At 68.9% G+C, this 12481-nt stretch carries 12 protein-coding genes; 4 read left to right on the top strand and 8 right to left on the bottom strand.

The window, feature by feature from the left end; genetic code table 11:
• From AB0G15_RS17885 to AB0G15_RS17895, 3 genes are all read left to right on the top strand, one after another.
• The coding region (locus AB0G15_RS17885; protein WP_362840645.1) for a discoidin domain-containing protein at positions 1-646 on the top strand (646 nt) is incomplete at its 5' end.
• Between the two features lie 293 nt (positions 647-939).
• Positions 940-1785 (top strand): ATP-binding cassette domain-containing protein, encoded by an 846-nt coding sequence (locus tag AB0G15_RS17890; protein ID WP_362840648.1) that lies wholly within the window; start codon positions 940-942, stop codon positions 1783-1785.
• Positions 1782-2453 carry a hypothetical protein gene (locus AB0G15_RS17895; protein WP_362840651.1) on the top strand — a complete coding sequence of 224 codons (672 nt, stop codon included), beginning with the start codon at positions 1782-1784 and terminating at the stop codon, positions 2451-2453. The genes AB0G15_RS17890 and AB0G15_RS17895 overlap by 4 nt, the downstream gene beginning before the upstream one ends.
• Positions 2454-2675: 222 nt before the next feature.
• Here AB0G15_RS17895 and AB0G15_RS17900 read toward each other — a convergent pair whose 3' ends face one another.
• The 6 genes from AB0G15_RS17900 to rlmN form a co-directional block, all read right to left on the bottom strand.
• Entirely contained in the window at positions 2676-4187 is a 1512-nt protein-coding gene (locus AB0G15_RS17900) for an alpha/beta fold hydrolase (protein WP_362840654.1), read from the bottom strand.
• Positions 4188-4558: 371 nt separating this feature from the next.
• A complete protein-coding gene (locus tag AB0G15_RS17905) occupies positions 4559-5299 on the bottom strand; it encodes an AAA family ATPase (RefSeq protein WP_362840657.1) in 741 nt (246 codons plus the stop codon).
• Positions 5300-5302: 3 nt separating this feature from the next.
• A complete protein-coding gene (locus tag AB0G15_RS17910) occupies positions 5303-5518 on the bottom strand; it encodes a hypothetical protein (protein WP_362840660.1) in 216 nt (71 codons plus the stop codon).
• Positions 5519-5645: 127 nt separating this feature from the next.
• Positions 5646-6347 carry an SPASM domain-containing protein gene (locus tag AB0G15_RS17915; protein WP_362840663.1) on the bottom strand — a complete coding sequence of 234 codons (702 nt, stop codon included), beginning with the start codon at positions 6345-6347 and terminating at the stop codon, positions 5646-5648.
• 267 nt (positions 6348-6614) lie between these two features.
• Entirely contained in the window at positions 6615-7892 is a 1278-nt protein-coding gene (locus AB0G15_RS17920; RefSeq protein ID WP_362840666.1) for an ATP-binding protein, read from the bottom strand.
• A 443-nt stretch (positions 7893-8335) separates the two neighbouring features.
• Positions 8336-9460, bottom strand: a complete 1125-nt coding sequence (gene rlmN, locus AB0G15_RS17925; protein WP_362680458.1) for a 23S rRNA (adenine(2503)-C(2))-methyltransferase RlmN — start codon at positions 9458-9460, stop codon at positions 8336-8338.
• 72 nt (positions 9461-9532) lie between these two features.
• On the opposite strand from rlmN, the gene AB0G15_RS17930 reads away from it, so the two are divergent.
• Positions 9533-10624 carry a suppressor of fused domain protein gene (locus AB0G15_RS17930; protein WP_362840668.1) on the top strand — a complete coding sequence of 364 codons (1092 nt, stop codon included), beginning with the start codon at positions 9533-9535 and terminating at the stop codon, positions 10622-10624.
• Between the two features lie 161 nt (positions 10625-10785).
• Here the strand turns inward: AB0G15_RS17930 and AB0G15_RS17935 are convergent, their stop codons facing one another.
• Positions 10786-11637 carry a phosphatidate cytidylyltransferase gene (locus AB0G15_RS17935; protein WP_362840670.1) on the bottom strand — a complete coding sequence of 284 codons (852 nt, stop codon included), beginning with the start codon at positions 11635-11637 and terminating at the stop codon, positions 10786-10788.
• 77 nt (positions 11638-11714) lie between these two features.
• Entirely contained in the window at positions 11715-12272 is a 558-nt protein-coding gene (frr, locus tag AB0G15_RS17940; protein WP_362840672.1) for a ribosome recycling factor, read from the bottom strand.
• Positions 12273-12481 lie beyond the last annotated feature (209 nt).

Below are 12481 nucleotides of genomic sequence, written 5' to 3' on the forward strand. Positions count from 1 at the left end.
GACCTACGACCTCAACCGGGTCCGGCTGAACTGGGAGGCCGCCTACGGCAAGGCCTACCAGGTCCAGACCTCCACGAACAACAGCACCTGGACCAGCATCCACTCCACCACCACGAGCGACGGCGGGGTCGACGACCTGACCGTCACCGGCACCGGCCGCTACGTCCGTGTCCACGGCACCCAGCGAGCCCTGCCCGCCTACGGCTACTCCCTGTGGGACCTCAACGTCTACGGCACCCCCGCCGGCGCGACGCCCACGCTGCTGTCCACCGGCAGGCCGGTCACGACCAGCAGCGTGGAGGAGGGCAACGGCCGGGTCGGTGCCTACGCCGTGGACGGCGACCCCGCCACCCGCTGGAGCAGCGCCTACAGCGACCCGCAGTGGATCACTGTCGACCTGGGGGCCACCCGCTCCATCAGCCGGGTCCGGCTGAACTGGGAGGCCGCCTACGGCAAGGCGTACCAGGTGCAGACCTCCACGAACAACAGCACCTGGACCAGCGTCCACTCCACCGTCTCCTCCGACGGCGGGGTGGACGACCTGACCGTCAGCGGCAGCGGGCGTTACGTGCGTGTGTACGGCACCCAACGCGCGCTGCCCGCCTACGGCTACTCGTTGTGGGACCTCGACGTCTACGGCAGCTGATCCCGTGGACCCGGAGCCGGACGGCACGTGACACCGCACCGGCTCGATGACGACGGAGACCTCGCGTGCACGCGAGGTCTCCGTTCGCGTTCCGGGAGTCCTCGGCCGAGGGGCGGGTGCCGTCGACCGGGGAAGACGGAGACCGGGGAAGACGAGGACCGGGAAATACGGGGACCGGGAAATACGGGGACCGGGGATGCGGGCGAAAGAGCGGGCGCCGGGAACCCGGCCGGAGGACCGGAAGATCGAGGACGCGGGCCGGAAAGCGGATGATCACGGTAGGGTTGCGGCCTATGCGGCTCTCCACGGTGTCCTTCCGATACTCGCGGCGCGGCCCCTGGGTCCTGCGGGACGTCGATCTCACACTCCGTCCCGGCTCCGTCATCGAGGTCACCGGCCGCAACGGCGCGGGAAAGTCGACGCTGCTACGCCTGATGGCGGGGTTCGTGCCCCCCTCCCGGGGCTCGATCTCCGACCGGCCGGGCGTCGTCGGTTACGCCCCCGACGTGTTCCCCGTGAACCAGCCGTTCACCGTCGCCGCCTACCTGGCCCACATGTCCAGGATCCGGGGCCTCTCCTCCGGCTCCGCCGCCGGGGACCTCGCGGGGCGGCTGAACGCGACCCACCTGCTGGAGCAGCCGCTCGGCGACCTGTCCAAGGGCAGCGCGCAGAAGGTGGGACTCATCCAGTCGCTGCTCGCCCCGCCGGACCTGCTCATCCTGGACGAACCCTTCGCCGGGCTCGACGAGCAGACCCGCGCCGAACTCCCCGTGATCATCGAGGAGATCGCCGCGCGCGGCGGGACCGTCGTGGTCAGCGACCACCAGAAGCAACTCCAGGACTTCCCCGGCGCCGAACACTGGCTCGTCGCGGACGGCGGCGTCGCCGTCGGCACCCGCGAGCCCTCGGCGCTTCCCACCCCGGTCCCCGGCTCCTCCCCGCGAGACGCCTCCGAAGCACCGCGACCCCTCCCCGGGGTCTCCCCGGACACCTCGCAGGAGCCCCTGCCGGCCCCCCGGCCCTCCCCGGAGGAGCCGTCCCGGCAGGTGGTCATCGAGGTGGTCGTGGACGCGGACGACGCCGACGAGGTGGAGCAGAAGCTCCGCGCCGACGGCTACCTCACCAGGCGGTCATCGTGATCCACCTCGTACGCTTCAAGCTCGCCGCCTACGCCCGGTCGCACCGGCTGCTCCAGCCGATGATCGGGCTCTTCGTGATGCTGCTCATCTTCTACTCCACGCTGACCCCGCCGGGCAAGGAACTGCCCGCGTACGCCGACTCGGCCGGGCTGCTGATCCTCGTCTTCGCCTGGGCCGCCCGGGGACTGCTCGACACCGAGCCCCCGACGCAGCGGCTGATCTCCATGACGGCCGCCGGGCGGCCCGGCCGCGAGATCGGGGCCGGGCTGCTCGCCGCGCTGGCCGTCACCCTCGGCATGGCGGCGATCGCGATCGGGTTCCCGCTGCTCCACGGCTTCGCGGCCATGCCCACCTCCGCCGACCTGGCGCTCGGTATCGTGCTGCACGTGCTCGGCGTGGGCGCGGGAACGGCCCTGGGCGCCCTGACCAGCCGCCCGATCCTGGCCTCCCCCGCCGTCTCGATGCTCGCCCTCTTCGGCGGCTATCTCGCCCTGCTGCTGATCAGCCTCACCCCGGTGGGCCGTCTCTCGGTGCCGATCATGCCCTGGATGCGGGCCGCCAACGCCGGCCTGCTCGACACCGTCGTGCTCCCCATCTCCGCCGCCACCCTCTTCTGGACCGCCGCGAGCCTCATCCTGTACGCGCGCCTGCGCCGTCTGAACCCCTGAACGGGGTGTCGCGAACGCCGGCCGATCGATGACGACGGGCGCTGGAGAACGGCTGGGGCCGCAAAGGTCACACGCCGATCGTGTCGCCGCCGGGGCCTGCGTCACACAGGCATGGGTGTCGTCGAACCACCGGACTCGCCGTGGTTCGACGACACCCACCCACTCGACAGCCGCACAGATCTCACCCGGATGAGCCGCCCGGGTGAAGGCCCGCCTCCGGGATCAGAAGGCGGGCGAGGCCGCGACCGGGCCGGCCGCCCAGTGGTTCGGGCCGGTCGGCCACGTCCGCGACGGCGCCTGCTGCTTGAGCATGCTCTCCTCGGGCGTGCCCACGGCGCAGCGCGTGCCGCGCGGCGGCACCTTCAGCGAGATCAGGTACTCGTCGAAGATGTCCGTCTGGCACTTGTCCTTGCCGTAGATGCGGTGTCCCCAGCCCTCGTATGTGAGCAACACCGCCTTGGACCCGAGCTGACGGGCCGCGTTGGCGGACCATATCCACGGGGTGGCCGGATCGTGCAGGGAATTCCCGAGCAGCAGCGGGGCGTCGCCCGTGTATCGCAATGCGTGCGGCGCGTTGGTGGTCGGGTAGTTCATGCAGATCGGCAGATCGTCGATCGGGTACGGGTGGTACCCCGTGTCGGGTGCGAGCCGATTGGAGACACGCATGAGTGCGGCGTACTCCGCGTAGTCACGCACCTTGAGGTTGTAGTCCTGGCAGAGGACCGCGGTCGGCAGATACGCGACGTCACCCTCCACGGGCTGCCGGCCGGGCAGCGGGGGCACCCACTCCGGCTGCGGCCCACCGTCCAACCAGTTGATCACCTCGCTCAGTATGTTCCAGGCCGGCCCCTCGGTGCCCAGCGCGGCGTTGTAGATGACCTGCAACTCGGTCATCGTCTGGCCCGTGCTCGGGTACTTCAGCTCACCGCGCCGCGCCTTCTCCCGCAGGCCCTTCCAGATCGCACGGATGTCACGCCCATGCAGGACGCAACTGGTGTCCTGCTCGCACCAGCCGACGAACTGGTCGAACGCGTCCTCGATGGCGAGCGCCTCGGTGGCCAGGAAGCCCGCGACGCCGAGGCTGTGGTCCATGTTGCTGTCGAGCCCGAGGGCCCGGACGCGACCGGGGAACAGCTCGGCGTACATCTGGCCGATCAGCGTGCCGTACGAGATCCCGTAGTAGGTGAGCTTCTCCTCGCCCAGGGCGGCGCGCAGCGCGTCCAGGTCACGGGCGACGTCGGCGGAATCGACGTGGTCGTACAGCGGACCGGTACGAGCGCGGCAGTCGGCGTGCAGCTTCTTGGTGAACGCGTTCCAGGCGTCGAAGTCGGCCTGGCTTCTCATGACGGTGTGCGGCATCCGGTTGTACACCGACGCCGAGCAGATCACCGGGTTGCTGCGCCCCACGCCCCGAGGGTCGAACCCGACGATGTCGAACCGTCGCTGCAGTTCCTCGGTGTAGGACCCGGGAGCGCCGTACACGGCCTCCACACCCGACCCGCCCGGACCGCCGGGATTGATCACCAGCGAACCGACCCGCGCGGCCGGATCCGTGGCCTTCCGCCGCGCGACGGCGATGTCGACCTTCGCCCCGCCCGGCTTCGACCAGTCGATGGGCACGCTCAGCGTGCCGCACTCGGCGGCGGGCTCCTCCTCACAGGGCGCCCAGACGATGGTTTGCGCCTTCAGGACTTCGGTGTCCGCGCTGGCCACCCCGACCGGTAAAACCGTCACCGTCGCCAGGAGGACGGCGAACCAAGAGGTTCTTCTTCGCACAATGCTCCAGTCTCTAGTCGATCTTCTGTCGTACCGGGCGACGGTAGCGGATCACCACATATTCGAAGGCACAAACAGGAGAGAATGTCAGCATTTCCTCTAAATGGGCATCTGATCCGATGGGGTTCGTGCCCCGTCATCGACGTGGCCGACGACACCGCCAAGCGGACGCGCGACCGGTGAAACAGGACCCGCCGGGTCCACCTCGCGGGAAGGCCCCTCGGGTCCCCTCACGAGCGCCTCGAAACCGAAAGGCCGCTCGTCGGCGAGGGCGACGGCCGATATCGCCCTGTACGTGCCCGGTGTGAGCGCGGGAACGGCCCCTTTGATCAGTCAGTATCGGTGGCTGTGTCCAAGGCGTACCGCAGGTAGAAGTCTGGTTTGGCAAGAAAGCGTCGCCAGTGATCGACCAGTTGGAGCTTTTCCCACTCTGTGGTGCGGGTGCCGTGGTCGCCGAGTTCGATGATCTGCGCACCGGGGAGGCTGGTGAGGATCGGCGAGTGGGTGGCGCAAATGATCTGCCCGCCCTCGTCCGCGACGCGGGCCATGAGGCCGACCAGGCGCACACATGAGGGAAACGAGAGGGCCGCCTCGGGTTCGTCCATGAGATAGAGCCCCGGCCCGGTCACCATGCGTTCTAGAACGGTGAAGAACCCTTCGCCGTGGGATTGCTCGGTGAGGTCTTCTTCCCAGAACCCGTACCGGCCGGAAACGTTCTGGCCGAGGTTGAAGAGAGTTTCGGCGCGGAGGAAGAACGCTCGGCGCTTGGTGCGAGGGCCGCGAAGAAGGCGGAGGCCGGTAGCCGTGAGTTCGGCGTCCATGACCTCCCCGAAGGGGGTGGCGGGTCCTGTGCTGGCGTATCGGGTGCCAGCCTTACCGCCTGCGGAATTGATGCCGCAGACGTCGGCGATCGCTTCCATGACGGTGGACTTCCCGGAGCCGTTCTCTCCGACCAGGAACGCCACTGAGGCGGTGAGATTCAAGCCGTGTTCGGAGAGGTGGCGGACGGGCGGCAAGGTGGCGGCCCGCCCTGGGGGAAGGTGACGGGTGCTCAGGCGGGTGAGGAGCACGCGCTATCGCCTTCCTGCGGGTTGGATCAGCCGGGCGGCGTGGGCGCGCACTGGGGCGGCGAGGGTTGGGTAGTCGCCGCTTCGGCCGGCGCGGTCGAGAATGTGCCCGGCGGCGGACAGTTGCGCCAGGCGACCGGTTGGGGTGTCGAAAAGGTCGGCGAACAGGTCGTGAACCTGGGCAGCGGTGGCGGGAACCAGGAGGCTGTGCAGGTAGAGCATGGCTGCTCCGTATCCGGCGGGAGCGTTACCCCAGTACTCCCAATCGAGCACCCACAGCCGAGGGTACGTCAGATTGGCCCAGTGCAGATCAGTCGGGATCGCGGCGCTGGCTGCTCACGTTCGTTCCCTACCTCGTGGGGCGACACTTGTTGGGATTACAGCTCATCACTGGATTGCAGTTCTGATCCTTCGGCGCGCACGGCCCGCATGAGTAGTTCGGTGCGCAGTTGTTGGACGGGCGGCAGTTGCTTTGCGGTCTACACGACGGGCTACAGTCTGGGCTGCACGGGTCCGGGTTGCATGGCTTACGCCGACCGAATGCTTCTCGTAGCTCGTCGGTGATCCGCGCGAACGCCTCGCTGGTGAGGATGTCCGCGGGGGGCGTCTCTTGAACGTTGCCTGCCGGAAGCCAGCGTGAGAACACGCACGGCCAGACTTCTCCTGTGGGCGAGATCGCCACCTGTCGGTCTCCGCAGTTGCCGCAGAGCTGCGCGACGCTAGGGCCATCTCGCCGGGTGCCGCGTCCGACTTCCCGGAGATCGTCGTAGCCGATTTCGGAAACGCCAAGACGTTCCAGTACGGCGATGCTCTGCTGGGTGCGCTGACCGTCGTTGACACCGATTACTCCCGCGCGAAGCGGGATGCCGAGGTCCTGTGCGCGGGCGATGTTCTTCGTCGTGACCTTGAGCGTGGGCCGCTTGGTGATCGCCTCGTGCCCATCGGGCTGGTCTGAGTAGTAGGAGGTGGCGAGTCGAACGCCCGGCAGTTGGAAGGTTTCCCACATGGCAGGGGTGACGTGAACGAGGTTCGTGTAGATCTCAACCTCCATGGACGCAACCAGGTACGGATGTCGAGAGCTGAGCTGATCACTCGCTACGGACGGACCTGATCATCTCCGAAGGAAACGGAGGCGGCTGGTACGCCGTACGACGCACCAGCATGTCGGCGTACGGGCTTGAGCACGGCCTGTGCGACGTCCGCTGCGGAGCGACCGTGGAGGAACCCGCCCGCAATCTGGAAGAGGAGACACGACTGGAAAACCAGCCCTGGCGACGCGGGCCGTTGATCCCGATGCCATAACCGGCGACCCAGACGGTCACCCGCGCGGAGCGGTGACCTCCCAGAGGGCGCTCACCGGCATGGCGCGCATGCGGTCGCCGAACGGGAGTGTCTGCGTCCCCGTATAGAGGACGATTCCCACCGCGAAGTCGTCGCCGAGGCGGGCCGCGAGGTGCCGCAGTCCCTTGAAGTCGTCCGGTCGCACCGTGGACGACGCCTTCACCTCTATGCCGACCACGCGCCCCTGGCGATTCTCCAGGACGGCGTCGACCTCCACCTTGTCCTTGGTCCGATAGTGGAACAGCTCCACGCGTTCGTCGGACCAGGTGAGCTGGCGGGCCAGCTCCATGAGGACGAAGCCCTCCAGGAGCGGGCCGAAGGCACCCTCGGGACGCACCAGGCTCCGGGAGTCGGCTCCCAGGAGGTTCGCCGCGATCCCGGAATCGACGAAGGCCATCTTGGGGGTCCCGATCGCGCGGCTGCCGAGGTTGCGTGACCAGGCGGGGATCCGCTTGATCAGGAAGACCTCCTCCAGCAGGCCGAGGTAGCGATGGACCGTGCTCGCGGAGAGCCCGATCCCGTTGCTCAGGGATCCGGGAACCAGCAACTGGCCCGACCGGGCGGCCAGCAGCCGGATCAGGGCACGCATCTCCGAGGTTCGCTCGATCTCGGCCAGCTGGTTCACGTCACGCGCGATGAGATCCGCGACGTACGAGTCGAGGAACCGCTCGCGTCTGCGGACGTTGGGACGCGAGACCGCCTCGGGAAACCCACCCCGGACCAGCCGTTCCGCGTACTCGGCGCGACCGATCTCGGAGGTGTGGTGAAGACTTTCGGGCTCGGTGAAGACGGTGTCCACGAATCCGTCGGCCGTGCCGTCGATCTCGCCCTGCGAGAAGGGCCACAGCTCGATGGTCTCCATCCGGCCGGGCAACGCGTCGGGAAGCCCCCGGAGCCCGAGCACGCGCGCCGAGCCGGTCAGCAGGTATCGGCCCGGCCTCGGATCGGTGTCCACCTGTTCCTTGATGGCGAGCAGCAGCTCGGGGGCTCGCTGGATCTCGTCGATGACCATGAGCTCGGGGAAGTCCACGAAACCGGCGGGGTCGGCGAGCGCGGCCTGGCGGGCGGCGGGGGTGTCGAGGTTGCGCCACTCTCCGGTGCGCTCCTTGGCGAGGAGCCGGACCAGAGTGCTCTTGCCGCACTGGCGTGCCCCGGTGACGAGGGTGACGCGGGTGTCGGCCAGTGCCTCCTCAACGAGCCTTTCCGCGCGTCGTGGAACGACCCTGCCGAGAGGAGTCTGTGAGCCGCTGACCATGGGACAAGCATGTCACAGCCCGGGTTCTGGTGACAGGATAGCCGCTGCTTTGCTGGTGGAATGGTCGCTGGTCTGATGGTGGATCAGTCGCCAGACGACTGACACGAGAGCCGCTGCTCTGGTGGTGGATTGGTCGCCCGGTCACTGACTGGACAGCCTCTGTTGACGTGCCGGGATGGTCGCTACCCGGTCGAAGTGGACGTGATCACACTCGGGGAACGCCGGGGGAACAGGCCAAAGAGACCACACGCCGAGCCGGTCGGCGTTGCGGCGGGAGGGTGGGACGGGCGAGGCGCCGCCTCGGGTGAGTGCCCCGCGGCGGCGGTCGGCGATGCGGCGGGAGCCCGGGACGGCCGGGGAGCGCCGCCCCGGGTGAGTGAGCCGGGGCGGCGGTCGGCGCCTCGGGGGCGCAGCCGTACAGCAGAAAGCCGTACGGCAGAAAGCTACTCGGCGGCGGCGAGCTGGCCGCAGGCGCCGTCGATCTCGCGGCCGCGGGTGTCGCGGACCGTCACCGGCACGCCGTGGTACTCCAGGCGCCGGACGAAGGCGCGCTCGTCCTCGGGGCGGGAGGCGGTCCACTTCGAACCGGGGGTCGGATTGAGCGGGATCAGGTTGACGTGCACCAGCTTGTTCTTGATCAGCTTGCCGAGCAGGTCGGCGCGCCACTCCTGGTCGTTGATGTCCTTGATCAGCGCGTACTCGATGGAGACCCGGCGCTTGGTCCTGGCCGCGTAGTCCCAGGCGGCGTCGAGGACCTCGGCGACCTTCCAGCGGGTGTTGATCGGCACCAGCGTGTCGCGGAGCTCGTCGTCGGGCGCGTGCAGCGAGAGGGCCAGCGTCACCGGCAGGCCCTCGGCGGCGAGCTTGCCGATCGCCGGGACCAGGCCGACCGTGGAGACGGTGACGCCGCGGGCGGAGATGCCCAGGCCGTCAGGGGCGGGCTCGACCATGCGGCGGACGGCGCCGATCACGGCCTTGTAGTTGGCCAGCGGCTCGCCCATGCCCATGAAGACCACGTTGCTGACCCGCCCGGGACCACCGGGGACGTCGCCGGCCGCGAGCGCACGGGCCCCGGCGACGACCTGCTCGACGATCTCGGCGGTGGTCATGTTACGGGTGAGACCCGCCTGGCCGGTGGCGCAGAACGGGCAGTTCATGCCGCATCCGGCCTGCGACGACACGCACATGGTCGTACGGTCGCTGTAGCGCATGAGGACCGACTCGACCAGCGCGCCGTCGAAGAGCCGCCACAGCGTCTTGCGGGTGGTGCCCGCGTCGGTGGTCATCTCCCTGACCGAGGTCAGCAGGCTGGGGAACAGCGCGGTGGCGAACTTCTCCCTGGCCGCGGCCGGCAGGTCCGTCATCAGCTCGGGATCGCCGTTGAACTTCTCGAAGTAGTGCCGGGAGAGCTGGTCGGCGCGGAACGGCTTCTCGCCCAGTTCGGCGACGACCGCCCGGCGCTCGGCCATGGTCAGGTCGGCCAGGTGGCGGGCGGGCTTGGCCCGGCGCGGCGCCACGAAGGTGAGCTGGCCGGGTACGGGGGTCCCGGACGGGCTGACGGTCGACAAGTCCAACGCCTTCTCTCAACGGTTACGCGAATGCTCGAAGCGGTGCCCGACAGTGATCTAGAGTCCGGAGGTATGGCGACAAACCGCCCCACGGGCCCCGCGGAACGGCGGGGAGACGGCGTCGAGGTCGTGTTCGCCGACGTCAACCCCTACGGAAGCCGCACCCTGGTGGTCGAACGCGACGAGACTTCCTCGGTAGCTTACCTGTGCGGGCCGGGGGGAACGGTGCACGGAGCCGTCTGGCTGGCCAACCACCGCCCGGCCCCGGACGGGATCGACCCGGACCGCCTGAACTCCGAACTGCCGCCGGTGGCCCCGAGGGCGAACACCCGCCACCCCGACGGCAGGGGGCCCCTGGGCGCGCTGCGATCGCTGTGGTTCGAGGAGGGCGACGGCGTCGCCCTGTACGAGAACGACGAGCTGCTCGCGGTCATTCCTGGATGGGCGGACATGGGCCGGGGAATGCCCGGCTACTCCCGCGACGCGCTGGGCGAGTCCCCGTTCGCCTGGTCGCTGGAGGAGGCCCACGAAGGTCTGGCCTCCCGGATCGCCAAGGCCCGCGCCTACTGGGAGTGGCGCGCGGGAGACGGCTCCTGGGCCACGTTCCAGCAGTTCGTGATGGGGCACCTGGACCGCAAGGTCGGCACCGCGGGCAGGTTCTGGGACGCGGGGGGCGAGCGGATGCCCGCGGTGGGCATCACCGAACGCCCCCCGGAGCGGGGCAGGGAGCACACGATCCTGTCCACGGTCGGGATGAGCTGCCAGCGGATGCCCACCGTCGAGCAGTACATCGACCGGCCGGACGCGTACGCCCGGGTGGAGCTCGCCGTCGCCTCCCCCGGCGACGCCCGCGACGCGGCCCGGCTGTTCCTGTGGCTGGGGCAGTATCCGTGGCACTCGGTCACCTGGCTGGGCCACGGTCACACCGCCAGGTGGTACCACCGGCCGGAGACCTTCCCGCTCGGCTCCGCCTACGGCGGCGTCATGATGCTGACCGGGCTGCCGGGGCTGCCCGACCTGTCGGGCTTCTCCTTCGGCGGCGACTCCGTGCAGTGGCTCTGGCTCGTCCCGATCACCCCGGACGAGCTGAACCTGGTCTCGGCCCAGGGCTACCGGGCGGTGCTCCCGCGCCTGTCCGCGACCCGGCTCACCAGGGCGGGATGACCGGGACCGCCCAGGCCGTACGGGAGTGCGGAAGCCGCCGTACGGGAGCGCGGGACGTCACGCGCGGGCGGAAGGCCCGGTGACGCGGGCCGGCGGTTCAGGTCAGCGGGGTGATGTCCGCGGAGTGACTCAGGGCAGCAGGATGATGTCCGCGGGGTGACTCAGGTCAGCAGGGTGAGCAGCACCCAGACCGGGATCAGCGCGGCCACCATGGAGTCGAGGCGGTCCATCATGCCCCCGTGGCCCGGAAGCACGCTGCCCATGTCCTTGACGCCGAGATCGCGTTTGATCACCGACTCGACCAGGTCGCCGAGCGTGGCGAAGACCACCACGACCGCGCCGATGAGGACGCCCTTCCAGATGTCGTCCTCCAGCAGCCACGCCACCAGCCAGCCGCCCACCGCCATGCAGGCCAGCGCCGACCCGGCGAAGCCCTCCCAGGTCTTCTTCGGGCTGATCACCGGGGACATCTTGTGCTTACCGAGGGAGATCCCGGCGAAATACCCGCCGATGTCGCTCGCGGCGGTGGTGGCGATGAAGACGACCACCCGGTCCGGGCCCTGGTCGGGATCGGCGAGCAGCAGCGCCACGAACCCGGCGAGCAGGGAGGGGTAGACGACGACCAGGATGGTCGCGGTGATGTCGCGGACGTAGTTCTCGGTGCCCTGGAACATCCGCCAGATCATCAGCACCAGCACGGTCATCGCGAAGACGCCGACCAGCCAGGCGGTCCCGCCCCAGGCGGAGCCGGTCACCTCGCCGCCCCAGTAGGCGCCGACCAGCATGGCGGTCATGCCCGCCAGGACCGGGACGAGCGGGACGTTGATGCCTCTGGCCTCGAACGACCGGACCAGCTCCGTCACGCCGATGCCCACAGCCGCGATCACCACGGCGAGGAAGAGCACCTTCACGAAATAGAGGGAGGCGATGATGACCGCCGCCAGGGCGAGCCCCACCGCCACTGCGACGGGGAGATTCCGGCCGGTACGGCTACTGCCCGCCACGGGTTCCACAGGGGGTCCTACTTTCATACCTGCACAAAATCCTTGTCCCGTACGGACAACGGCCCGCACGGGACAAGGATCATGGTTCAGACTTCGAGCAGCTCGGCTTCCTTGTGCTTGAGCAGCTCGTCGATCTTGGCGACATGCTTCTGGGTGAGGTCGTCGAGCTCCTTCTCCGCCCGGCGCACCTCGTCCTCACCGGCCTCGCCATCCTTGATCAGCTTGTCCAGGGTCTCCTTGGCGTTGCGACGGATGTTGCGAATGGAGACCTTGGAGTGCTCCGCCTTGTTCCGGGCGACCTTGATGTACTCCTTGCGGCGCTCCTCCGACAACTCGGGGAAGGCCACGCGGATCACCGCTCCGTCGTTACCGGGGTTCACACCGAGGTCCGAGTTGCGGATCGCCTTCTCGATCGCGGCCATCGAGCTCTTGTCGAAAGGCTGGATGATGACCATGCGCGCCTCGGGCACGTGGAACGAGGCGAGTTGCTGAATGGGGGTGGGTGTCCCGTAGTACTCAGCGCTGATCTTGTTGAACATCGACGGGGTGATACGACCTGTGCGGATGCCCGCGAAGTCGTCCTTCGCCACCGACACGGCCTTGTCCATCTTTTCCTCGGCTTCGAGGAGGGTTTCGTCGATCACAGCGGCTCCCTGTCTTCTCGGTCACTCCCCATCCTCACGCACTTCGCGGGACGCCATCACGCCGGAGGCCCACCCTGGACCGCCACGGTCGCGTACCGCTCAGCTCGCTACGTCAGGTTCGCACCCTGTTCTGTGGTCGCTCACCGCTCCTCACGCGCTTCGCGGGACGCTCCTACCTCGCGTACCACTCCGCTCGCTACGTCGGGCTC

Source organism: Streptosporangium sp. NPDC023825 (genome assembly GCF_040639575.1).
Taxonomy (GTDB): Bacteria; Actinomycetota; Actinomycetes; order Streptosporangiales; family Streptosporangiaceae; genus Streptosporangium.